General features: G+C 56.5%; 18 protein-coding genes. 8 read left to right on the top strand and 10 right to left on the bottom strand.

The features are described 5' to 3' along the window. Window positions 1-113 precede the first annotated feature (113 nt). The 4 genes from ACQKLP_RS25995 (at window position 114) to ACQKLP_RS25980 (ending at window position 9,445) form a co-directional block, all read left to right on the top strand. Window positions 114-4,970, top strand: a complete 4,857-nt coding sequence (locus ACQKLP_RS25995; RefSeq protein ID WP_427326088.1) for a PKD domain-containing protein — start codon at window positions 114-116, stop codon at window positions 4,968-4,970. A 67-nt stretch (window positions 4,971-5,037) separates the two neighbouring features. Then, complete coding sequence (locus ACQKLP_RS25990; protein WP_427326087.1) at window positions 5,038-7,875, top strand: PKD domain-containing protein; 2,838 nt, start codon at window positions 5,038-5,040, stop codon at window positions 7,873-7,875. Between the two features lie 4 nt (window positions 7,876-7,879). Next, a complete protein-coding gene (locus ACQKLP_RS25985) occupies window positions 7,880-8,920 on the top strand; it encodes a PorP/SprF family type IX secretion system membrane protein (protein ID WP_427326086.1) in 1,041 nt (346 codons plus the stop codon). Between the two features lie 162 nt (window positions 8,921-9,082). Further along, the gene (locus ACQKLP_RS25980) at window positions 9,083-9,445 is read left to right on the top strand and encodes a T9SS type A sorting domain-containing protein (RefSeq protein WP_427326084.1); all 363 of its coding nucleotides are present in this window, start codon (window positions 9,083-9,085) and stop codon (window positions 9,443-9,445) included. Between the two features lie 146 nt (window positions 9,446-9,591). On the opposite strand, the gene ACQKLP_RS25975 is transcribed toward ACQKLP_RS25980, so the two are convergent. Further along, window positions 9,592-10,764 carry a class I SAM-dependent rRNA methyltransferase gene (locus ACQKLP_RS25975; RefSeq protein WP_126247541.1) on the bottom strand — a complete coding sequence of 391 codons (1,173 nt, stop codon included), beginning with the start codon at window positions 10,762-10,764 and terminating at the stop codon, window positions 9,592-9,594. Window positions 10,765-10,889: 125 nt separating this feature from the next. On the opposite strand from ACQKLP_RS25975, the gene ACQKLP_RS25970 reads away from it, so the two are divergent. The 4 genes from ACQKLP_RS25970 (at window position 10,890) to ACQKLP_RS25955 (ending at window position 15,158) form a co-directional block, all read left to right on the top strand. Further along, complete coding sequence (locus ACQKLP_RS25970; protein ID WP_427326083.1) at window positions 10,890-11,456, top strand: nucleotide exchange factor GrpE; 567 nt, start codon at window positions 10,890-10,892, stop codon at window positions 11,454-11,456. Window positions 11,457-11,535: 79 nt separating this feature from the next. Then, window positions 11,536-12,705, top strand: a complete 1,170-nt coding sequence (gene dnaJ, locus ACQKLP_RS25965) for a molecular chaperone DnaJ (RefSeq protein WP_341841263.1) — start codon at window positions 11,536-11,538, stop codon at window positions 12,703-12,705. A gap of 98 nt (window positions 12,706-12,803) precedes the next feature. Next, a complete protein-coding gene (locus tag ACQKLP_RS25960) occupies window positions 12,804-13,760 on the top strand; it encodes a class I SAM-dependent methyltransferase (protein WP_427326082.1) in 957 nt (318 codons plus the stop codon). 6 nt (window positions 13,761-13,766) lie between these two features. Further along, window positions 13,767-15,158 carry a sodium:solute symporter family protein gene (locus tag ACQKLP_RS25955; protein ID WP_427326081.1) on the top strand — a complete coding sequence of 464 codons (1,392 nt, stop codon included), beginning with the start codon at window positions 13,767-13,769 and terminating at the stop codon, window positions 15,156-15,158. Window positions 15,159-15,162: 4 nt separating this feature from the next. On the opposite strand, the gene ACQKLP_RS25950 is transcribed toward ACQKLP_RS25955, so the two are convergent. The 9 genes from ACQKLP_RS25950 to ACQKLP_RS25910 form a co-directional block, all read right to left on the bottom strand. Next, a complete protein-coding gene (locus tag ACQKLP_RS25950; RefSeq protein WP_427326079.1) occupies window positions 15,163-16,926 on the bottom strand; it encodes a YfbK domain-containing protein in 1,764 nt (587 codons plus the stop codon). A 71-nt stretch (window positions 16,927-16,997) separates the two neighbouring features. Next, the gene (gene hpt, locus ACQKLP_RS25945; RefSeq protein WP_427326078.1) at window positions 16,998-17,528 is read right to left on the bottom strand and encodes a hypoxanthine phosphoribosyltransferase; all 531 of its coding nucleotides are present in this window, start codon (window positions 17,526-17,528) and stop codon (window positions 16,998-17,000) included. A gap of 21 nt (window positions 17,529-17,549) precedes the next feature. Beyond that, window positions 17,550-18,908, bottom strand: a complete 1,359-nt coding sequence (locus ACQKLP_RS25940) for a glucosaminidase domain-containing protein (protein ID WP_427326077.1) — start codon at window positions 18,906-18,908, stop codon at window positions 17,550-17,552. Between the two features lie 25 nt (window positions 18,909-18,933). Then, window positions 18,934-19,575 (bottom strand): O-methyltransferase, encoded by a 642-nt coding sequence (locus tag ACQKLP_RS25935; RefSeq protein WP_427326076.1) that lies wholly within the window; start codon window positions 19,573-19,575, stop codon window positions 18,934-18,936. A gap of 240 nt (window positions 19,576-19,815) precedes the next feature. After that, complete coding sequence (locus ACQKLP_RS25930) at window positions 19,816-20,514, bottom strand: TIGR00730 family Rossman fold protein (RefSeq protein ID WP_427326074.1); 699 nt, start codon at window positions 20,512-20,514, stop codon at window positions 19,816-19,818. A 35-nt stretch (window positions 20,515-20,549) separates the two neighbouring features. After that, window positions 20,550-22,040 (bottom strand): sodium:solute symporter, encoded by a 1,491-nt coding sequence (locus ACQKLP_RS25925; protein ID WP_427326072.1) that lies wholly within the window; start codon window positions 22,038-22,040, stop codon window positions 20,550-20,552. 119 nt (window positions 22,041-22,159) lie between these two features. Continuing rightward, on the bottom strand, window positions 22,160-23,281 hold the full coding sequence (locus ACQKLP_RS25920; RefSeq protein ID WP_427326071.1) for a TIGR03364 family FAD-dependent oxidoreductase: 1,122 nt from the start codon (window positions 23,279-23,281) through the stop codon (window positions 22,160-22,162). A 61-nt stretch (window positions 23,282-23,342) separates the two neighbouring features. Then, window positions 23,343-23,906, bottom strand: coding sequence for a hypothetical protein (locus tag ACQKLP_RS25915; protein ID WP_427326070.1), 564 nt, complete (start codon window positions 23,904-23,906; stop codon window positions 23,343-23,345). Between the two features lie 72 nt (window positions 23,907-23,978). Then, entirely contained in the window at window positions 23,979-24,998 is a 1,020-nt protein-coding gene (locus ACQKLP_RS25910; protein ID WP_427326069.1) for a PorP/SprF family type IX secretion system membrane protein, read from the bottom strand.

Here is a 24,998-nt window from a genome sequence, read left to right as displayed (position 1 = left end):
CACGATGAAAACATAATGTTAATATAAACAGATAATTCTTTTTTAAATATTATTTTTACCTCTTTGACACAAAAGCCCCGAGCGGGTTATACCTCCAATTTTCGGGTAAACCTATGATCAACCGACGCCAACTGAAAAGCCATATTGCGGCCATATGCTGCTGCCTGACAATTTTCTGTTCGTTCACCGCCCGTGCACAACAAGCCTCGTTTTCCGCCGACGTTACCGCCGGCTGCGCACCGCTTACGGTTTCCTTCAACAATACTTCCGACGCCGGCGCCACCTGGGACTGGGATTTCCAGTTGGGCGCACATTCCAATAACCAGCACGCTTCCAAGGTGTTTACGGTGCCCGGCACCTATAATGTCCGCTTAACGGCCACCTACCCCGGTGGCACCCGGACGGCCACCCAGACCATCACCGTGTACCAGAACCCCGTGCCCAGGTTCTCCGCTACGCCGCTGTCCGGCTGTACGCCCATGACCGTCCAGTTCACCGACGCTTCCACTCCCGGATCCGGCACCATCCGCTCCATCACCTGGGATTTCGGCGACGGCAACTCCGCTTCCGGGGCCGGCGTTTTCCATACCTTCAACGTCAACGGCGCCTTCTCCATCTCCACCATCGTGGAAAACAGCTTCGGCTGCAAGGAAGGTCTCACTTTGCCCCAATACATCCGCGTGGGCAGCACGCCGCAGATCGATTTCGTGTCGGACGTGCAGACTTCCTGCACCACGCCCCTCACCGTCAATTTCCGCAGCAGCGGGCCCGGCGGGCTCACCTACGCATGGGATTTCGGGGACCCGGCTTCCGGCGCCGCCAATACTTCCTCCGCGCAGCACCCCTCACATACTTATGCCAACGAAGGCAGTTATACCGTCACCCTGAGGGCACGCACGCCCGAAGGTTGCGAAAATACCGTTTCCAAAACGGCATTCGTCGTGATCCAGCGCACCCGGACGGATTTTGTGGTAGACGGCACCGCCTGTATCGGCGCGCCTACCCGGTTCCGGAATACCACATCGCCGGTCCCCACCCTTTCCAGCTGGACTTTCCCGGACGGAAGCACATCCTCCGGCAGGGACGCGTCTTTCAACTTTACGGCGCCCGGCACCTATAACGTGACACTCACGTCCGGCAGGCCGGGCTGCCTGGAAACCGTGACCAAAGCGATTACCGTGCACCCCAGGCCCACGGCGGGTTTCACGGCAACGCCCAGAACAGGTTGCGCCGCGCCGTTCGATGTGCAGTTCACCTCCACTTCTACCGGTGCATCTACCTACCAGTGGACGTTCGGCGACGGCACCACCGGCACCGGCCCTTCCCCGCTGCATACCTACAACAACTTCGGCCAGTTCGACGTCACGCTCGATGTTTCCAACGCCGCAGGCTGTACCGACCGTCTTTCCATGAACGATTTCATTATCGCCGAGCGGCCGCAGGCGGTGATCGACGTGCCCGATCCCGAAGGCTGCATCCCCCACACCGCCGCATTCAGCGCCCGGTTGCTGACGGCCGGCGTCATTACCGGCTACCAGTGGGATTTCGGGGACCCGGCTTCCGGCGCCGCCAACACCTCCACCTCGCCCAATCCATCGCACACCTATACTAACGAAGGCGCCTATACGGTACGCCTGGTGCTCATGGTGAACGGTACCTGCCGGGTAGATCTGCAAACTACCGCGCGGGCGGGCCGCATCCCGGTCGTGGATTTCGACGCGAATCCCAAAGCGCCCTGCCAAAGGGACCCCGTGAGCTTCACCAACCTTTCCCAGCCCCGCGGCACGGAATGGGAATGGGTTTTGCCGGAAGACGGCGGGATGATCCTGCGCACCGAAAACCCCGTGTACCGGTTCCGCAATCTCGGCCTGCACGATGTAACCCTTACCGTCAACAACTTCGGTTGCCGCCGCACCCTCACCAAGCCTGATTTTATCCGCATCCTCCCGCCCATCGCCAATTTCGGGATGAGCAACCCTTGTTCCGATAAAATGCGCGTAACGTTCACCGACCTCTCCGACTTCGGCCCCATTCCCGGAACGCCGCGATTCTGGAGATGGGAATTCGGCGACGGAAATTCATCCACCGCCCAATCGCCTACCCACGTTTACGCGACGCCCGGCACGTACAGCGTGAGGCTGGTCGTGACCGACGGGAATTGCGAATCGGAAATGACGCAGGTGGTAGACATCATCGATGAACGGCCCGTGATCAGCTCTGCACTGGAAGTCTGCGCCGCCAATCCGCTCGTGTTCTCGCGCAGCAATGTGGACGAAAACAATATCGTTCGCTGGGAGTGGAACTGGGGAGACGGCACTTACGCGCCCGTTGGCGGCAACAATATCGCCAAGGTTTTCTCGCAACCGGGGCGCTATAATGTAGTGCTGACGGTGACCGACCGCAATAACTGCGTGACTTCGTCTAACGTGCTCGACATCCAGGTGAACGGTTCCACGGCTAATTTCTCGGTGACGGGCAGGCGGTGCGAGGGCGATGAGCAGGTATTCAACGATGCGTCCACTTCCTTCCACGGCAAAGCGATCGAAAACTGGACCTGGAATTTCGGGGACGGGACGGCCGACGAAACCGTGACAACCAAACCCACCAATTACAAACACGCTTTCGCTTCCAGCGGCACTTTCAACGTAGTGCTCCAGGTGAAAGACGAAGCCGGCTGCCTGACGTCGATCTCACGGCCGGTGACCGTGCGCGACGTGAAAGCGGGGTTCCAGGCGCCCGCGCAGGTGGCCTGTAAAAATACCGCATTCCAGTTCAGCAATACCTCTACCGGTACCAATCTCACCTATGCCTGGGATTTCGGGGATAATTCCACTTCCACCGACCGGCACCCGCTGAAAACGTTTACCACTGCCGGTATTTACACCGTAAAACTGACAGTGACGGACGACGAGGGTTGTACGTCCACCGAAACCAAAAACCAGTTCATCACCGTTCCCGATCCGCAGGCGAAGTTCACCGTTCCCGGCCAGGTGGCCCAATGCCCTCCGGCCCTCGTTTCGCCCGACAACCAAAGTACCGGATATGCACGCGTAGTATGGGAATTCGGGGACAACAGCCGCTCCACCAACGACGAGCCCGACCACGTGTACAACCTTCCCGGCAACTATACCATTACCCTGAACGTGTATTCCGCCGGCGATTGCATAAGCACTGCCACGCAGGACATCTTTATCGAAGGCCCCATCGGCACAAAGACCATCACCAATAAAATCGGCTGCGCACCGCATACTACTTCGTTCAGCGCCAGTTCGCCCAACACCACCAAATATACCTGGGACATGGACAATGGTACCGTGACCACCACCAGTACCAATACTTTCTCCTACGAATACACGCAGCCCGGCGTTTACTATCCCCGCGTGGTGCTGGAAGACGCGAAAGGCTGCAAGGTGCCCGCACAGGGCCTGCCCGACAGCATCGTGGTAGACAAGGCCACGGCCGGTTTCACCATGAGCACGCTCGCGGCCTGCGACGCAGCCGATGTGCTGTTCACCAACGCTTCCACATCATTGTCTGCCGAACGCCACGGCGATGCCATGCAATACCGTTGGGATTTTGGGGTGGACGGAAGAACGGATGATGTCAGCACCGACGAGCACCCGCGTTTCGACTATACCGGCGCGGCCGATTACCGCATTAAACTCCTGACCGTTACCCGTTATGGTTGCGAGGATTCCGCTTTCCTGACACTGAAGATCGACCCGAAACCGGAGGCCGCCATTGCCCCGGCAGGCCCCGTTTGCGTCAACGAGCCCGTGCAGTTCTCCGGTTCCGACAACCGCGGGCTGCCCGCCACCAGCTGGACGTGGACGGTAGACGGCCAACCCGGCAACAGCCCCTCCCTTCCCCCGAGCCTCGTTTACCAGCAGGCCGGCCCGCACGACGTCCGCCTCGTGATCCGCAATTCCGAAGGCACCTGTCCTGATACGGCGGAATTCAGGCTGGTGGTGAACCCGCTGCCATCGCTCGCCGTAACGCCGCGCCAGGCGCTCGTTTGCGAAGGGCAATCGCTGCAGGTCATCAGCAACGGCGGCCCCGCGCAATACAGCTGGACGCCCTACAATATTTCCAGCGCCACGGCCGAGAACCCCGTGATCAGCCCGGTGATAGACACCCTTTACCGCGTAACCGCCGTCAACCAGTTCGGCTGCCGCGCCACCGACTCCCTCCGCATCCGCGTATCGCATCCTTTCACGGTCAATGCATCTAACGCCGAGATCTGCGAAGGCAAACAAACCCGCCTCCGCGCCTCCGGGGCCGTCCGCTACCGCTGGATCCCGGCCGACGGACTGAACGACGCGGGCCTCCAGGACCCCGTGGCCACGCCGCAGGCCACCACGCAATACCGGGTGGTGGGTTATGGCAACGACGCCTGTTTTACAGATACCGCCCGCGTGACCGTAACCGTGCATCAACCACCGGTGATCACCGTTCCGCAGAGCCTGAACGTTCCCAGCGGCACCGTGATGCCTGCGCCGGTGACCGGCAGCCCGGACATCATCACCTGGGCCTGGTACCCCGAGAAATGGCTCAGCTGCTATGACTGTCCGCAGCCGGAAATGCAGACGCAGGGGCCGGTGACCTACCAGATCACCGCCACCAACGTTTACGGCTGCCAGTCGACCGTTCTGCTGCCCGTAAAACTGTTCTGTTCCGGAAGTACCGCGTTCATTCCCAACACTTTCACGCCGAACGGCGACGGACAGAACGATATTTTCTATGTGCGCGGCCGTGGAGTGAGGACCATTAAATCGTTCCGGGTGTTCAACCGCTGGGGGCAACTCGTGTTCGAACGGGCGAATTGCCAGTCGGACGACCCGGGATGCGGATGGGACGGGCGTTTCGCCGGACAGGCCCTTCCGCCGGACGTATTCGTTTACTATGCGGAAATCGTGTGCGACAGCGGGGAGCCCATGACCCTCAAAGGAAATGTGACCTTGCTGAGATAGGGAAATGGAAAAAATATAATAAATTTGTGTAATCCATAAACCTATACTTTCCCATATCCTGTGAAAAATGAAAGCACCTGAGAAGAAAAACCTGATCCGATTGTTGTGGGCGTTGCTGGCATTGCCGGCAGGCGCCTCGGCCCAGCAGGCCGGGTTTACCTATACGGTGGCGCCGGTGTCGCAATGCGCGCCGGCCACGGTGACGCTGAAAAATACCAGCACGGGCGGTGCGGCGTCGTACCTCTGGGATTTCGGCGACGGGAGAAGTTCCACGGAAACCGATCCCAAGGTGACCTTCAACACACCGGGCCCCGTTTCCATCAAGCTCACGGCATATTATACCGCGGCCACGGCCACGGCTACCGCCAATTTCACGATATATGCCATGCCTGTGGTAGCGTTCAAGGTGGATAAACAAAAAGCCTGCGGCACTTACACCGCCACTTTTACCGACGAAACGCCGGGCGCAACCGTCCGCACCTGGGATTTCGGGGATGGAACGGCGCCCGTGACGTCGGGCGCGCCCACTGTTCAGCATACTTTCAGCAAGATCGACACCTTCGATGTTTCCTTAACGGTGACCAATTCCACCGGCTGTACGCAGACTTTGCGGAAAGACGATTTCATTATGGTTTCCGCGCCCGTTATCACCATGAATTCGACACCGCAGGAAGGCTGTCTCCCGTTTACGGCCGTGTTCGACGCTTCCGTGCAGGCGCCCACCGGCGACCCGGTGGCTTCCTACAGCTGGGGCTTCGGCGACAATACCACGGCCAGTTCCACCACGCCTGTCATCACCCATCAATACACGACCGCCGGCGATTTCAACGTGACGCTGACCGTTACCACGCAGCAGGGTTGCGCCGTGATGCAGACGTTCCCGAAACAGGTGAAAACCGGCAGCAAACCGGCTAACGTAAGCTTCACCGTTTCCCGGCCGGACGATTGCGCCGGCACCATGGCCCGGTTGCTCGCCAGTGCGGTGGATGCGTCGCGGTACCGGTGGGATTTCGGGGACGGGACCACCTACGAAGGGCCGGAAAACGATATCAACCACGCGTTTCGTGCAGCCGGCAACGTGACGGCCAGGATGAGCGCGGGAAACAACGGCTGCTATACGGACGCCGCACCGGTTACGGTAACCAATACCGGTCCTGTAGCGGATTTCAGGTATGCTAGGGATTGCGGGAGCGGGGGGATGACATATACTTTCACGAACACGTCCACCGCCACTACCAGCGATACCTATGAATGGAATTTCGACGACAATTCCCCGTCCGTCAACACCATCCATCCCACCCATACGTTTACACAGCCCGGCACCTACAACGTCCGTCTCATTGTGCGGAATGCGGCACAGACCTGCATGAGCACTATTTACCATACCATCCAGGTGTTTGCGGCGGATTACCATACCGGCGTGGGCTCCATCTGCCGCAACAGCCAGGTGCATTACGGCGTGGTGCAGGTGCCCCATGCGCTGGTGCGCCACTACGACTGGCGGTTCGGCGACGGCGAACGGATCGTGACTACGGATGTGGATATACGGAGGATGGTCAATACCAAAGGCGTATTCTCCGACACACTCATTATCTTCTACAACGATGCCGCGCTTTGCCCGGACACGATCATCAAAAAAGACCATCTCACCGTCATGGCGCCCGAAGCACGTTTCGCAACCGGCGCGTCCGCCTGCGCGGGGCAACCGGTGCTGTTCATCCAGCAATCCGTTCCCACGCCCAACATTCCCCTGATCGGCTGGAAATGGGAATTCGGGAACGTGGCTACGTCCGACAAATCCACGCCAGACAAGCCTACCTTCCATTCCAGCGGTAACTTCCCCGTGAAACTGGTGATCACGGACGCGCGGAATTGTATGGATTCCATCACCCTCAATGTGGCCATCAATCCCACGCCTTTCCTCAACGTACAGGCCTCCGCTGTCAAAATCTGCGAGGGCGGCTCCTCCAACCTCCAGGCCATTTCCAACGGCAACGTAACCTGGGAACCGGCATGGCAGCTGAGTTGCAGCAATTGCCCTACACCGGTGGCCTCCCCTGACGAAGACACCTCCTACATCGCAACGGCCATCAATACGTTCGGCTGTACCGTAAAAGACACCCTTTCCCTGCGTGTAGTGCCAAAGATATTGCTCACCGTGAGCCCCGATACCGCGATCTGCGCAGGCAGCAGCGCCCGCCTCCGCGCGAGCGGTGCCGCCTACTATGACTGGGCGCCGACGGTAACCGAAGGCGGCAACACGGCGATGCCCCTCATCACGCCCACGGTTACCACCACTTATACCGTAACGGCCGGCAACGATCCCGCCTGCCCCACGGAAACGCGGCAGGTGAAGGTGACGGTAAAACCCTCGCCCACCGTGAACGCCGGGCCAGACCAGGTACTTGTGGCCGGCAATACCGTAGTGCTCGAAGCGTCGTATAGCGCCGATGTGGTGCGCGGCGAATGGAAGCCCAACACCTGGATCGATTGCGCTACCTGTCCGCAGACCGTGGCCGCACCGCGTTCCGGCATCGACTACGCTTACGAAGTGACGAATAACGAGGGTTGCAAGAAGTCGGACGTGATGAATGTAAGGCTGATCTGCGACCAGGGCAACGTGTTCCTTCCCAGCGGTTTTTCGCCGAACAACGACGGGATGAACGACGACTTCTACCCCCGTGGCAAAGGCGTGCGGAGCGTCAATTCTTTCCGGATATACAGCAGGAGCGGCCAGGAAGTGTTCAGCAGGAGCAATTTCCAGATGAACGATCCGGCAGCGGGCTGGAAAGGCCTGCAGAACGGGAAGCTCCTTGCGCCCGACGTCTACATCTGGCTGCTGGATGCGGTTTGCGATACCGGCGAGCGATTTACCCTAAAAGGAAATGTAACCTTATTACGATAATCACATGAAAACGCTGAAAAGCATGAAGAAATACTGGTTAAGCGGAATGCTCGCGTGCATCGGGCTGCCGTTGTGCGCGCAAGACATCCACCTGTCTCAGTTCATGGAAACGCCCATCCTCCGCAACCCCGCGCTGATCGGGCTTTTCAAGGGCGATGTGCGGTTCCAGGCCGTGTACCGCAACCAGTGGAACAGCGTCACGATACCGTACCAGACCGGCACGCTCAGCGGGGAAATGAAATTCCCGGTGGGGCAGTATAACGACCACGTTACGGCCGGGATACAGGCTTCGTTCGACCGGGCGGGCTCGTCCAACCTGCAGTCCGTCCAGTTCCTGCCGGCGCTCAACTATCATAAATCCCTCAGCGAAGACAAGAGCAGCTTTTTGTCGGTGGGCTTCATGGGCGGCTATGTGCAGCGGCAGTTCAACCCCGCGCATCTCACCTTCAACAATCAGTATACCGGCGGGCGCTTCGACCCCGCAGCGCCGACCGGCGAGGAAGGCCGCCTGAGCAAGATCGGTTACGGGTACTGGGACGCGGGCGTGGGGATGAGCTACAACGGCGTGCTGGGCGAGGCTACCAACTGGTTCGTGGGCGCGGCGTATTACCATTTCAACAAACCGAAAGTGTCTTTTTACGACGACGATAAGGTGACGCTCGACCCGAAGCTGAGCTTCAACCTGGGCTTTACGGTGCCGGTGTCTGAAAGGGTGCGGGTGATCGCGCATTACAACCAGGTGCACCAAGGGGCGTATTCCGAGTTCATCGGCGGCGCGTTCGTGGGGTACGGGCTCATGGACGACGGGCTGGAATCTGACCGGGGGATGTACGGCGGGCTGTTTTACCGGTGGAACGATGCGGTTGTGCCCATGTTCCGCCTCGATATGGGGGCCTGGGAGATCGGGGTGAGCTATGATGTGAATGTGAGCCGGCTGCGAACGGCCAGCCAGGCCATGGGAGGATTCGAAGTGTCGATGGTTTTCAAGAATTTCCTAAATCGCTGGAATTCAACGCTTAACAGTGTAACCTGCCCGAGTTTTTAAGTTGACAACGGACGGCTGCGGAAAAAATTGTTAAAAACGTTAAAATTTCAGAAAAAAGAGCCGGGAAATTGCACAATTTGGCAGACCGTTTGTTATCTTTATATAGCAACCAAACCGCAAATATTTGGGTAATATTTAAAAAAATTTATATCTTTGGGTTCTATGTACAAAACCGTTACTCTCATCCTATTTACTTTCTTCTGCGCCCTGTCGTTACCGGCATGGTCCCAAAGCAAGTCTACCAATCCCTCTACATTCCCCGAGGGCGAGAATACGAGTAAGGTAGTGAAGGCATATCCGAATCCCGCTACAACTAAGATTTATTTCGAAATTCAGCGTAATAACGATAAGGTTTACGAGATTATTGTATTTAACTTCCTGGGCAAGAAGGTGGACCACCTGAAGAACCTTGCCAACCGCGCACAACTTCCTTTGGACAATTATTACAGCGGTCTTTACATTTTCCAGTTGAGGGAAAAGGACGGGACGCTGGTGGAATCGGGGAAGTTCAACGTCGTCAAATAACCATTACGAGTAGGAATATTTAAGATATAAAAGGCTGACAGGATGCATAAGCACCGTCGGCCTTTTTTCTTTCTCTTGCATGCCATGAAAAACGGCGCCCCGATACCCGGAGCGCCGTTTTCTATGATCGTTATCGCCGATGCGGATTATTGTACTTCCACGATGAGGAACTTCAGGTACGTCGTGTTTTCGATGTTCCAGAGGATGGGGTGGTCTTGCGCCTGCGTCTGGAACGTAACCTGGCGGAGGCGTTTGCGCGCGTCCTTCGCCGCCATGTCGATCGTTTCGAGGAACATGGACGGGTCTACCAGGTTGGTACAGCTCGCCGTTACCAGGAAGCCGCCCGGCTTCAGGAGCTTCATCCCGCGGAGGTTGATCTCCTTGTATCCCGTGATCGCTTTCTGGATGTTTTCGCGGCTCTTGGTGAAGGCCGGCGGGTCGAGGATCACCACGTCGAACTTGCGCTCTTCTCGGGTCCATTGTTTCAGCTGGTCGAACGCGTTCACCGCCTGGAATTTACAGATATCCTGCAGGCCGTTCAGCTCCGCGTTGCGGCGGGCCGTGTTCACGGCATGTTCGGATATATCAAGGCCCAGCACGCTTTTGGCGCCATAATGCCCTGCGTGGCAGGAGAAAGTGCCGGTATAGCAGAACGCTTCGAGCACGTCTGCCCCTTTCACGATGTGCTGGATGGCGCGGCGGTTATCCTGCTGATCGAGGAAATAACCGGTTTTTTGTCCACCCACGATATCCACATGGAATTTCAGGCCGTTTTCGTTGATGATGATATTGGTGTCGAACGGATCGCTGAGGAAGCCTTTCTTTTGTTCGAGGCCTTCCAGTTCGCGCACGGGCACGTCGTTGCGTTCGTAGATGCCTTTGGGTTGGAAGATTTCGTGGAGGGCGTTCACGATGGCGGGCTTCCAGCGGTCGATGCCGAGGGCCATGGTCTGGAGCACGAAATAATCGTTGAACTTGTCGATGATGAGGGCGGGCATATCATCTGCTTCGCCGAAGATGAGGCGGCAGTTTTCCACATACCCGAGCTTTTTGCGGTATTCCCAGGCTTTGCGGAGGCGGTGGAGGAAGAACCCTTCGTCGATGGTCTCGTTCCGGTCGCGGGTGAGCAGCCGCACGAGGATCTGGGATTGGGGGTTGATGTATCCCCGGCCTACGAAAATACCGTTATGCGTGAACACGTCCACGATATCGCCGGCGTTCACTTCCCCTTCGATCTGGCCCACTTCGTTGCCGAAAACCCAGGGGTGCCCCGTCAATACGCGGTTCGCTATCTTTTTCTTGAGAAATACCTTGGTCATTGTTTATTATTGGAGCGCAAAGGTACAAAATGCAGGGAATCCTTCCCGATCCTGCCAAATTGTCCAGAAACGGGCGGTTGGCAAAGTTATTGTCGAGGGGTAACTTGCAGACAATAAGTACGATTATGACAGAAAAAGACAAAGATATGCAGGCAAATGGGCAGGATCCCCGTGAAATGGACATCAATTCCGATGAAAACCAGGCCGGTTCCTCCCACTTGAACGATGCGCTGCCGGAAGAGGACGAGGCGGACAAGCTCCGTTCGGACCTCGACGAATTACGTAAAAAATATCTCCTGCTGAACGCAGATTTCGATAATTTCAGGAAGCGGAACGCCAAAGAACGGATCGAGCTGATCAACACTGCCAACAAAGAGGTGATCGTTGCCCTCCTCGACGTGCTCGATGATTCCGAAAGAGCCGCCAAACAGCTGGAAACGTCGGGGGAAGCCAGCGCTGTGAAAGAAGGTGTAATGCTGGTTTTCAATAAATTCCAGAACGTACTGCAATCCAAAGGCCTCAAACCCATGGAAGCCATGCACGAGGAATTCAACCCGGACCTCCACGAAGCCGTGACGGAAATCCCTGCTCCTACAGACGATCTGAAAGGCAAGGTGCTCGACGTACTGCAAAAAGGCTACTACCTCAACGATAAAATCATCCGCCATGCCCGCGTGGTAGTCGGAAAATGACGTTGTGACAGCAGTTTTGCCAGTCCCATAGAATTTTCATAGCCTGTTCCGCCGGAATGGGCTTTTCAAGTGTATAAACATGTCGACCAAGAGAGATTATTACGAAATATTAGGGGTTGCCAAAACCGCTTCCCAGGATGAAATCAAGAAATCGTACCGCAAGGTGGCGATGCAGTTCCATCCCGACCGGAACCCCGGCAATAAGGAAGCGGAAGAAAAATTCAAAGAGGCGGCGGAAGCATATGAAGTGCTCAGCGACCCCGACAAGCGCGCCCAATACGACCGCTTCGGCCATGCCGGCATGGGCAACCGCGGCGGCTTCGGCGGCAGCGGCCATATGAACATGGACGATATCTTCTCCAACTTCGGGGATATTTTCGGGGAAGACATCTTCGGCAGCTTCTTCGGCGGCGGCGGCCAGCGAGGTGGCGGCGGCGGCGGGCGCAGGCAGCGGGGCACCCGCGGCAGCAACCTCCGCGTGAAGATCAAACTGAACTTCGAAGAGATCGCCAAAGGCACCAATAAAAAGATCAAAGTCAAAAAACACGTCACCTGCAACACCTGCAACGGCCTCGGCGCGAAAGACAAAAACGCTTTCCAGTCGTGCACCACCTGCCACGGCTCCGGCCAGGTACGTAAAGTGACCCAGACTTTCCTCGGCCAGATGCAAACCGTGACCACCTGCCCTACCTGTAACGGGGAAGGACAGATCATCACCAATAAATGCACCAGCTGTAAAGGTGAAGGCCGTCAATACGGCGAAGAAACCGTTTCGATCGACATTCCCGCCGGCGTCATGGAAGGCATGCAGCTGTCCATGAGCGGCAAAGGCAATGCCGGCGAACGCGGCGGCGCACCGGGCGACCTGCTCATTCTCGTAGAAGAAGAACCGCACCCGGAACTGCAGCGCGACGGCCTCAATGTAGCCTTCGACCTGCACATCTCCTTCCCCGATGCGGCTTTCGGCGTTCAGCTCGAAGTGCCGACCATCGACGGCAAGGCCAAGATCAAGGTTCCTCCGGGAACACAGAGCGGTAAAATCTTCCGGCTCAAAGGCAAAGGGTTCCCTTCCGTCAACAGCTACGAAAAGGGCGATCAGCTCATCCAGGTGAATGTCTGGACGCCGCAGACGCTCACGGCCGATGAAAAAGCCATGCTCGAAAAGATGCAGGAATCCGGCAACTTCAAGCCCAATCCCGAGAAATCCGAAAAAGGGTTCTTCGAGAAAGTGAAAGACATCTTCAGCTGATTTGTCAGCAAACGATATGGCAACAGCCGGAACGGACCCCGTTCCGGCTGTTGCTTTTTAAGGCGTCCGCTGGCGCATCCGGGAGGAAAATCGCATATTTGCACACGATTATGTCCGATAAGTACCAGATGTTCGAAAACCGGCTGGCCAAGGTCTACAAGCACCTGGCCAAGACCGCCCGGCGGCAGGGGATCACCTGTTTCCGCCTTTACGACCGCGACCTGCCGGAATTCCCGCTCATCATCGAGCTGTATGAAGACAAGGTGTCTGTGGCCGAATACATCAGCTCCCATGGGATGGACGACGATGCGTACGACGCGTGGCTCGAACAGAGCGTGGTTGCCGTCGGGAAAGTGCTGGAAGTGCCGCGGGAAGACATTTTCCTCCGTACCCGCCAGCGCAAGGCCGACCGGCAAAGCCAGTACGAAAAGCTCAGTCTCGAAAAAGCGGAAATCCATGTGAAGGAAGACGGGCTGACGTTCAAAGTCAATCTTTCCGACTACCTCGATACCGGCCTTTTCCTCGACCATCGCATCACGCGGCACATGGTGCGGGAAGAATCGGCGGGCAAGCACGTCCTCAACCTGTTCTGCTACACCGGGTCGTTTTCCGTGTACGCCGCTGCCGGGGGCGCCGCTTCCGTTACGTCGGCCGACCTGTCCAAAACGTATCTCAAATGGGCGGAAGACAATATGGAGCTCAACGGCATCTACGATCCTTCCAGACATCATTACGTGCATGCAGACGTGTTGCAATATCTCGACGATCTGAAGATCAATACGTTCGACCTGGTCGTGATGGACCCGCCCACCTTCTCGAACAGCAAGCGGATGAAGGATTTCCTCGATATCCAGCGAGACCATGTGACGCTGATCAATAAAGTGCTCATGGCGATGAAGAAAGACGGCGTGCTGTATTTCAGCAACAACCTGCGCCGTTTCGAGCTGGACGAGCCCGCCATAGCGGCCAGTTCCATCAAGAATATCACGGCGCAGACCATTCCTTTCGATTTCCAGGGGAAGCTGCAACGGCATTGCTTCCGCATCACCAAATAACAGCATATGCTCACGGGCTTCGTACTGATCTACCTGCTCATCACTATCCTGATCGGCCGCTGGGCGGCGCGGCGGGTGAAAAGCGCCGGCGACTTCATCGTGGCGGGCCGGAGCCTTCCGCTGGGCATCAGCACCTGCGTGATCTTCGCCACCTGGTTCGGTTCGGAAACGATGCTGGGCGCCACGAGCGAGTTTGCGCAGCATGGTTTGCTCGGGGTGATAGAAGATCCGTTCGGCGCATCGTTGTGTTTGTTGCTGGTGGGGTTGTTTTATGCAAGGAAACTGTACCGCGTCAACGTGCTGACGTTCTGCGATTACTTCCGGGTACGTTTCGGGAAGAAGGCGGAGATCGTGTCGGCACTGTTAATGATCCCCTCCTACTTCGGCTGGATCGCGGCGCAGATCGTGGCCATGGGGATCGTGATCAATACGGTGATGGGCGTTTCGCAGGAAACGGCCATGGTAGCCAGCGGGCTCATTGTTATGTGCTACACCTACATGGGCGGGATGTGGTCGGTTTCCGTCACGGATTTCATTCAAACCATCATGATCATCATCGGCATTCTCGTCATCGCATTTTTAGTGGTGAATGAGGCGGGAGGCATCACCGCGGTGGTGGAACGCGCGCCTGCGGGCACTTTCCGCTTCTTTCCCGACCGCGACTGGCACAGCTGGCTGCATTATATGGCCGCCTGGTTCACGATCGGCCTGGGCTCCATTCCGCAGCAGGACGTATTTCAACGGCTGATGAGCGCCAAAAGCGAGCGCGTGGCGCAATACAGCTCGTACCTCGGTGCGCTGATGTACCTGGTGATCGGTTCGTTGCCGCTGCTGATCGTACTTTGCGCCAAACAGCTCTATCCCGGTCTTGGCGCAGCCGACCCGTCCACGATTTTGCCTGAAATGGTGATGCAGCATGGCAATCTTTTCATCCAGATCCTCTTTTTCGGCGCGCTGCTGTCTGCCATCATGAGCACTACGAGCGGCGCCATCCTCGCTCCTGCCACGGTGCTGGGCGAAAACCTCGTTAAACCGTTTTTCAAAGACATCAGCGATAAAAAATTCCTGCTCATCATCCGGTTTTCGGTCGTGTTGGTTTCGCTCATTTCTATCGGAATGGCTTTCGCCAGCCAGGACATTTACGAGCTGGTGGCTTCGTCGTCCGTGCTGAGCCTCGTTTCGCTGTTCGTGCCGCTGACGGCTGGGCTGTATTGGAAACGCGCCAACCAGGCCGGCGCCAATTTGTCGATTTTGCTCGGTACAGCCGGTTATATTTATTCGGAATGGATGGATACCGCTACGCCGCCGCTGTTCGTGGGATTGTTGTGGAGCATTGCGGGGATGCTGATCGGGTCGCTGTGCTGGAAGTCCGAACCACAGGAAGCCCCTGCTGCATAACAGGCTACTTCAGCCACGGGGTGTGTTTCTTCAGTTGTTTGATGAGTTTGAGGAATTCTCCGCGGTAACCGCCGGGATCTGGGCCCAGCGAGCGTTTCGCGATGCGCGTTACCATTTCCACATTCCCGTTGCCGGCGTATTGCGATTTACGGAGCAACATCCCGAAAAGCGCCACGGAAGCCGCGAACCGGCAGTCATCGGGCGCTTCGTCGAAACTGGAGACGGGGGAACCGATCGTCTTTTCCAGCTGGTATTGCCGCTCTTCCCCGTCCGGCCGCCAGGTGAGCGAAACCGTTGCCAATGGCCCGTCTGATCCGGGGTTCGCGGGCTCGATCTCATACATCGCCACTACGCAATGCCCCGACCCCACGATGCCGCCGGCCACCTTCAAACTATCGCCGTTCTCTTCTTTCAGGATTTTATTCTCGTACCCCAACAGGCGGTAAGCCTTCACCCGCCGCGCGTCAAACGTCACCTGGGCGTGCACTTCACGGGCCACGGTAAACAGCGTGGAGCCGAATTCCCGGGCAAAAACCTTGTTCGCTTCCTCCAGGTCGTCGATATACGCGAAATTGCCGTTGCCTTTACTGGCGAGGGTTTCCAGCTTCGAATCCTTATAATCCTTCATCCCGAAACCGAGGCAGGTCAGCAGTACGCCGCCTTCTTTCTGCTGTTCGATGAGGTCTTCCATATCCTGGTCGCTCGTTTGCCCGACGTTGAAATCGCCGTCTGTGGCCATGATGACGCGGTTGTTGCCGCCGGGGATGAAGTTTTCGCCGGCGATGTGGTACGCCATCTTGATGGCCGCTTCCCCTCCCGTGGCGCCGCCGGCGCTCAGGTAATCGATGGCGTGGAGGATCTTTTCCTTCTGGTTGCCCGGCGTACAGGGCAACACCAGTCCGGGCGTGCCCGCATACGCCACGATGGCCACTTTATCCCGCGGCCGGAGATTATTGACCAGCACCCGGAAAGCCGCCTGCAGCAAAGGAAGTTTATTGGGCGTTCCCATACTGCCGGAACAATCAATGAGGAACACGAGGTTACTGGAGGGCAGGCTGTCGGTTTCGATCTGCCGGGCCCGCACGGCCACCTGGAGCAGGTTGTGCCGGGGCTCCCAGGGGCAACCGGTATAATGGCTGTACATGGCGAACAGCGAATCCTTCCGCGGCAGCGGATAACTGTAATGGAAGTAGTTCAGCATCTCCTCGATCCGCACGGCATCCACCGGCACGGGCTGTTTCAGCCGCGCGAACCGGCGCATATTGCTATAGGCGGCCCGGTCTACGTCCAGCGCGAAGTCGGACACGGCTTTGCGCCGGGTGTCCACGAACTTGTTTTCGTATAGCCGGCCATAGGTTTCGTCGAAAAAGCTGGTGATGGTGACGCCGAGGCTCGTGTAATTGGGATTGGAGCTGGCGGCATAGCGCGCACGGGCTTTGGCCGTGGCAATCTCGTTGCCGGCACCGGAATTTTTCTTTAGCGGACTGAGCTCAATAAGCATGCGGTCATGCTGAAGCGGCACGGATTTACGGACGTAACCGGGGTGCTCGAAAACCAGGTGGGTGCTGCCGTTGGGGACTTCTATCCTGAATAATCCGTATTGATTGGTCTGCACGGAAGCAGTGTCTGGCCAAACGGTGACCTTTACGCCCGATACCGGATCGTGCCGGAGGCTATCCTGCACGGCGCCGGTCACCACTTTTCGCTGTTGCGCCACTCCGATCATGCTCCAGCTTGCGCAAAGGAACAACATGAGGAGCTTATACATCGAAATAATTTACATACACCGATATATAAATGTAAGCATTTCCTTGTTTCGACGGCCGCAGCGGCAAAAAATTACTCGGCCAGCTGGTAGATTTCGGGGAGATTCCGGCCCAGGCCATCATAATCGAGGCCATAACCGAGGAGGAACTTGTTGGGAACGGAGAAGCCAAGGTAGTCGATCTTGACGGGATGCGTGACGGCGTCGGGCTTGGTGAGCAGCGACGCCACCATGAGCCTCTCCGGCTGTTGGTGCTCCAGCTGCGGGAGGAACTGGCTGAGCGTTTTGCCCGTGTCCACGATATCTTCGAGGATCACCACGGTGCGGCCGAAAAGGTCTTCGTCGAGCCCGATGGCGGTGATGACGTTACCGGTGGATTTGGTGCCTTTGTAAGACGCCAGTTTGATGAAAGAGATTTCCGCTTCGATGTGCAGATATTTGAACATATCGGCGGCGAACATGAACGATCCGTTGAGGATGGCGATAAAAAGCGGTCTTTTCCCTTCGAGATCGAGACTGATCTGCTGCGCCATTTCCCTGACCCGCGCCTGCAGTTTCTCTTCAGTGATATAGGGGACGAACTTCTTATCATGTACCTGGATCATCGTATGTATTCGGTTTAGCGGTTATTTTTTCACGATCAGTTGTTGGCCGATCTTGATGGCATTGTCTTGCAGGTTGTTCCATTGCTGCAGTTGCGCCACCGTGCAGCCGTATTGGCGGGAGATGCTGTACAGCGTTTCCTTTTCGCCGACGGTGTGCGTTTGTTCGCGGGAGGAGGTTTGCGCGCCTGCTTTTTTGAGGTCTTCGATCATGCCGGGGGGCAGGGCCGACGGGGCTTTTTCCGGTGCGGGCGGCGGCGGGGCCGGACGGTTTTCCGCAACGGGCGCCTGTGCCGAGGCTTTTTCGATTTCCTTTTTGATATCCTGGATGATCTCGCGGGGCTTCAGGTCTTCGTGCTCATCCACTTTCGCGACGGAATTGCTGCCGAGGCGCGGCTTGGCGGATGCGTAGCCGTCCAGCGCGATGCGTTCCCCGGCCGCGGGCTGTTCGCCTTCCTGGAGTTTGTTGCGGCGGCGCACCCATCGGAGCTGCACACCTTCTGCCTGGGCAATATCGTGAAGGCTTTCACCGGCCGCCACGATGTGGAAGTCGTTGGAGCCGCGCTTGCCTTTGCTTTGCAGGAAGATGACCATGTCTTTTTCCAGGGGCACGTCGGCCGCGAGGTCGTTATATTTCAGCAAAGAACTGAGGCGGATGTCCCGGGCGGAGGCCACCTGGATCAGCGCCGTTCCCTTTTTAACAAAGATGGCTTTGCGATTGTTGATGCGGAACTCTCCGGTCTCGGGATACTTCTTCGCGGGCGCGGCGGCCGTCACCACCGGGCGGGAAGCCGTCGAAGGCTGCGCGGGGGTGTAGGAGCCGGGATCTCCGGCAAAAACGTCGCCGGTCCTGATCTCGCCCTTGCCCATCGCGATGTCCGTGTATTGCTGGAGCTGGTAGGTTTCGATGATCTGGATGAGCTGCTGCGGATACGTGCGGCTGGTGGCATAACCTGCCGTTTTCAAGCCGTAAGCCCAGGCTTTATAATCGTTCGGGTTGAGATCGAACAGGAATTTGTAGCGGGGATTGTTGCGGAGGAACTCGGAATGGTCTTTCCAGGATTCCTGCGGCGAACCGTACTTGCGGAAGCATTCGCCGCGGGCGTCGTCGTCGTACGAAACGCTGGGGCCGGTCCAGTTATTTTTGCATTTGATGCCGAAGTGGTTGTTGCTGTTCAGGCAGAGCCATCCGTTGCCGGACTGCGTTTCCAGGATGCCCTGTGCGAGTTTGATGGATGCGGGAACGCCGGACCGGCGCATTTCTTCCATCGCGATCAGCTTGTACGTGTCGATGTACTGTTGGGTGCTGATGGTTTGGGCAAAGCTTTTTATGGCTCCGCCAAGCAGCAAACAGATGGCCAGGCAGTATGACTTCACTTGCATTATATGTCGAATTTAATGGGTCGAATTATTTTTTGCGGATGAGGAGTACCCCATCGCGCAGGGTGAGCAGCAGCGTTTCGGCGCGCTCGTCTGCCACGGCCTTTTCCACGAAGCGGACCATGGCTTTGGCATTGTTGCTATGTTCAGTTTCCGGCAATACCACTTCTCCGTGATACAGCACATTGTCGGCCAGCATGAACCCTCCGGGCCGAAGCTGCTCCCACACCATATCGTAATACCCGATATACCCGGCCTTGTCCGCATCGATGAAAACAAGGTCGAACGTTTCGTTGAGTTGCGGGATGATGCCTGCGGCTTTGCCGATGTGCTGGGTGATCTTCGCGGTAAGACCGGCTTCGGCGATATAGCGCGCCGCCATGTCTTCCAGCTCTTCATTTACATCGATGGTATGCAGCATCCCGCCTTCCGTAAGGCCCTGGGCAAGGCATATCGCCGAATACCCGGTGTAGGTGCCGATCTCCAGGATACGGCGCGGCCGGAGCATGTGGCTCACCATCGACAAAAAAACACCCTGCACGTGCCCGCTCAGCATATGCGGCTGGTCCACTTTCAGGTAGGTTTCCCTGTGGAGGCGATATAACAGGTCCGCTTCCGGACTGGTATACTTCTCTGCAAACGCCTGAATGTCCCCGGGTATTACCTCCATGCCTGATTTTTTTGCAAACCTAAGCAATTATCAAGTAAATGCGATATATGTGAAGGATTGAAAATAAATCGAGCCTGATAGTAATACCAGGCTCTTTACCCCATGTTAACCATTAAAGACACAACTATTGACCATATACTAATGCGTTTAATGGTACATTTAGGCTGTGTTTTATAAATATATATGCAATTCCAACATCATGCATGAATATATTTCATGTGTATATAACATAAAATTAATCTAAAAATTGGGGCGCAGTTTGTTGGACGCGTAGAACTCGCGGAAGTAGTCCACCACTTCGTCTGCCGTGTCGAACACCTTCAGCAGGTTGAGGTCTTCGGGGTGGATATTGCTTTCTTTTTTCATCATCACCGTGTCTATCCACTCGAGCAATCCGCCCCAATATTCGCTCCCCACGAGCACGAGCGGCGTTTCGGTCATTTTTTTCGTCTGGATGAGGGTGGCCACTTCGAAGAATTCGTCCATGGTGCCGAAGCCGCCGGGCATCATGACGAAGCCCTGGGAATATTTCGTGAACATGACTTTGCGCACGAAGAAGTAATCGAAGTTGAGGCTTTTATCGCGGTCGAGGAAAGGGTTGGCGTATTGTTCGTGCGGCAGTTCGATATTGAGGCCCACGCTCGTTCCGTTTGCCAGTTGCGCGCCTTTGTTGGCCGCTTCCATGATCCCGGGGCCGCCGCCGGAAATGATGCCGAACCCGTCTTCCGCCAATCTACGCGCGATCTCGCAGGCCAGTTCGTAGTAAGGGTTCCCGGAACGCGTTCTCGCCGAGCCGAAGATGGAAATACAGGGGCCTATTTTGGCGAGGGCTTCAAACCCTTCCACGAATTCGGCCATTATTTTGAATATCTGCCAGCTGGAATGCGCTTTCGTTTCCGTCCAATCGCGCATCTTCAAATTCTTTAACGTATCATTCATCTGCTATTCATTTTGTGATTGTAATCTACACTTTTTTACTGCAGTGCGGGCAGGGCGTTCTTTTTGCGGGAGAACAGCCATAATCCAATATACGTAAACAGGCCGTTCACGATGAGCAATTCATTGCCGAATCTATACCCGCCCATCCATTGTTCCGAATATTGTTTGAGGATAAAGCACAGCAACGGGGAAACGAGGCAAACGATGAGGGAGCCGTAATCGAGGATGGGCCGCTTGTTCAGGATCCCGAACGCGAACAGCCCCAGCATCGGCCCGTACGTTATGGTAGCGAGGAACAGCACGGTATCGATGATCGCATCGTTGTTGAACTCGCGGAACAGCAGGATCGTGCCCAGCAAAGCCACAGCGCAACCTACGTGGATCGCGTTCTTGATGCGCTTGCGGCGCGCGTCGATCCCGTCTGTCGGATATCCCAGGATGTCGATGTAAAAAGAAGTGGTGAGCGTGGTCAGCACACTGTCTGCACTGGAGAACGTAGCCGCCGTCAGCCCCACGATGAAAATCACCGAAGCGAACGTACCCAGGTGCTGCAGCGCCAGCAGCGGGAACACCTGGTCGGTAGCCGGCCCGCCCTTCGCCGTCAGCGGCATCGGGATATTGTTGGCGTGTAAATATTGATAGAGCAAAATCCCCAGGCTCAGGAAAAATACATTCACGACGAGCTGCATGATGCTGAAAGAATAAATGTTCTTCTGCGCTTCCTTCAGGGAGCGGCAACTCAGGTTCTTCTGCATCATATTCTGATCGAGCCCCGTCATCGTTACCGCGATCATCATCCCGCCGAAAAACTCCTTCGGGAAGAAATTCCCCGCTTTCCAATCCCAGAAGAACGTTTTGGAATGCGGACTGCCGGCGACGTTGGAGACCAAATCCCCCAGCCCCCAGTTCAGATCGCGGCATATCACCACGATGGTCAGCACCACGGCCAGGAGCAGGAAAATGGATTGCATGGCGTCTGTCCACACGAGGGTTTTAATACCCCCGCGATAGGTATACACCAGCATCAGCGCGATCATGATGGAAACCGACAGCGCGAACGGGATCCCGTAATAATCGAACACGAACAGCTGCAACACGCCCGCCACGAGGAAGAGCCGCGCCGCCGCGCCCACGAGGCGCGACAGGATAAAGAACATCGCCCCTGTTTTCTGCGTCACCGGCCCGAACCGCTGCTGCAGATACGTGTAAATCGAAGTGAGGTTCCGGTTATAATACAACGGCAACAACACCGTGGCGATCACGACGTAGCCGAGAATATATCCCAAAATCGTTTGCAGGTACGAAAAGGAAGCTACTTCCACCTTGCCCGGTACGGAAATGAATGTGACGCCCGACAGGGAGTCGCTGATCATCCCGATGGCCACGAGGTACCACACGGAGTTCCGGTTCCCGATGAAATACGACTGCTCGTCGACCTTCCGGGTGGTGAGGTAAGACACCAACAATAACAGGATAAAATAGCAGGCGATGAAAAGGATAAAAATCCCCGGTGATATTGGCGACATTACGTAAGTATAGTTTAAACCCAATAAAAATAGGGATTTCCGCATAAAAACGCATAAAAACGCATAAAAAAAGGGCCGGCTGAAAAGCAGGCCCTGTCGCATATCACAAATACGGGAAATTATTCCACGGCGGTCACGTCGCGCGCGAGGCCGAAAGACAGTGTCATACCGGCTCCTCCCATCCCGTTCACGATAGTGACGCCGGGCTCGGGGTGCAGGACGAGATCATGGCCGCCGTTGGTCAGTTTCGGATATATGCCGTGCCAACGCTCCTGGATGCCCATGGCGGGCGCCTGGAGGAAGGTGTTGATGAATTGAAGGATGAGGTCGTTGATGTGCTCCTTGTCGAAGGGGTCTACCGCCAGGCCGTATTCATGGGAGTCTCCCAGCGAAAGCTCCCCTGCCCCGTTCTGCGTCACCATGAGATGGATGCCGTATTTTACGTATTCCGGCAAAGTGGCGTCCACACGCCGTTTCACGGATTTTAGCCCCGGGCAGTGGGCAAAAGACGCGTAGTGCAGCATCGACATGCCCGTTACCAGCGTGGGACCCAATTGCCAGCCCTCAGGCTGGGGGACGGTGCGCATCATCTGGAGCTTGCAGCGCGTAAGGGGCGCCGCAGCGAAGATATCGGGGTACAGCGTTTCGAAGTCGTACCCGGTGCAGACGTACACCTTATCCACCTTCCACTTTTCGTTTTTCGTTTCGATATGCGGCAGCTGGATACCGTTGACGGCGGTGCCGAACCGGAATGTGACGCCATGTTCGCTTTCGAGCCAGGCGGCGAGGCGGGCGCACGCTTCGCGGGGGTCTACGGTGATTTCGAGGGGGCTCCAGAGCGCGGCTTTCAGTCCCTCGGGCCGGAAAGCCCTGCTGCGGCGGGTTGCGGCTTCGGGCGTGAGGATTTCGACATCGCGGCTGGAAGTGGACACGAATTCTTCGAGCACGCCGGCTTCGTCGGCATGATAGGCCAGCAACAGCGAGCCGGATTCCTCGGCAGGGAGGCCCGTTTCCCGCGCCAGTTGCTGCCAGATGCCGCGGCCGTAAAGCGCACGGTCGTAAATATAGCCGTCTTGCTGACCCAGCGTCCACACGTTACCGAAATTGCGATACGAAGCGCCCAGCGCACGGGGGCTCCGCTCGAAAACGACCACTTTCCGGCCTTTCAAAGCCAGGTGGTACGCCGTGGCCAGGCCCACGATGCCTGCGCCGATGACTGCTGTATCTGCTTGCTGGTACATGCAACAAATATAGCAGTATTTGTAAATAAAAGTTTAGTGATTCTTAACCCTTAACAGAGAATTAAAACCCGAAGTTCCCGCCGACGGAAAACACGGGGCGGTTGCGGTAAGGGGAATGATTATCCTGCAGTACGTCGTACAGCAGCATGATCACCAGGGCGGAATTGCCGCCGATGGGCTGTGCGTAGCCACCGCCGAGGAGCAGGCTGGGCGCGGTGAACTTGTCTTTCACGGTATGCGGGGGATCGTCGAAATACCTGCGTTTGAGGGACAGGGAGTTGTATTCGGGCTGCGCGTGAACGAAGAGCATTTCCAGCGGGTAATACCTTCCCCAGATGCCGCCGCCGAGGATGGACGTATTGTCTTTAAAGTTATCGTAGCGGTATTTCTCCCAGGTGAATTGCGCATTGATACTGATACCTGCGGCGAATTTCGGGCTGAAGCGGTACCCGATCATCGGCGAAACGTTCAGCAGTGAATAATCGCCGAAGGCGAAACCGAAGTTGCCGCCCGCCATCATTTTGGAAGGGTCGAACCCGCGGGCAGTATCTACGCGGTAGGGGTTTTGCGCGAAGGCGAACTGTAAGGAAAGCAGGAATGCTGCAAAAAGGTAAATCCTTTTCATGTGCACCGGTTTAATACACGGCTAAATTATCGGTTTTTTCCCGACGGCCGTTCAACATTAACTTTTTCTTTATCAGAAAGATGGACAAAGCGTATACCGCTTGGCGTGAGAGAAACTCCGGTTGGGGTACAGGCCCAGGTACAGCAGGCTCACTTCGTATGCCCCTTGCCGTTTGTTGGCCGCCGAAAGCGCGCTGGTGGTCACATCATAATTGAACATCAACCTGAAATTCGCCACCTGGTAGCCAACGAGCAGCGCCGCAGCGTCTTTCAACCGGTAATAAGCTCCGCCGAAAAGCTGCTGGTTGCCATCGCCGGAAAGGTTATAGGCCGCATAGGCCCCGAACATCGTTTCGCTGACGTTCGCCTGCCGCGCATAATACGCGCCCGGATTGAGGATCACTTTATCGCTCATCTTGAGGCTGGCGTTAAAAAAGCCGATATACCTTCGTTCGATCTGGTTGTTGCCGTCGTAAAAGGATTCGCGGGGGGTGTTGACGTGGTGCACGGAAAATCCGCCGTTCACGTATACCAGCTCATTGGGGAAGAAAGCATAGTTCATCCCCACCTGCAGGTCCAGGTAACCCACGGAAGCCTGTGTGAAAGGTTCTCCGGAAAACATCTGCGAATCGAAGAACTGTCCGTTCCATTGCGACCCGAACGTCAGTTTGCTCAAATCCACCCGTTTGTCTGCATATCCTACGTTAAAACCGGCAGACAGCAGGCTGCTTTGCCCGAGGAGCTGGTGATAGGCCACAGACCCGTACGCTTTGGTGCTGGCCAGGTTGCCGCTGCCCGCCACATCGCGGAGGATCATGCCGCCCAGGCCCACCCAGCCATACGTGAGCCGGTCGCGGAAGAGCTGGAAATCGCCGAAAACCGACATGGTTTTGTACGGTACGGGGATCGTTGCCCACTGGTTGCGGTAATTGACGCCGATACGATAGTTGCCGTCCGGGATAAAGCCGGTATTGGCGGGGTTGGTAGACAATGGCGAATTGAAGAACTGCGAAAAATGCAGGTCTTGCGCAACGGCCGGGAAAGCCGCCCCGAGGCAACAAACGAATAATATATGGTATACAGCTTTTCTCAT

Source organism: Chitinophaga sp. NPDC101104, from assembly GCF_050277495.1.
GTDB lineage: Bacteria > Bacteroidota > Bacteroidia > Chitinophagales > Chitinophagaceae > Chitinophaga.
The sequence above is the reverse complement of the archived record's forward strand: the minus strand, read 5'-3'. Positions and strand labels throughout refer to the sequence as shown.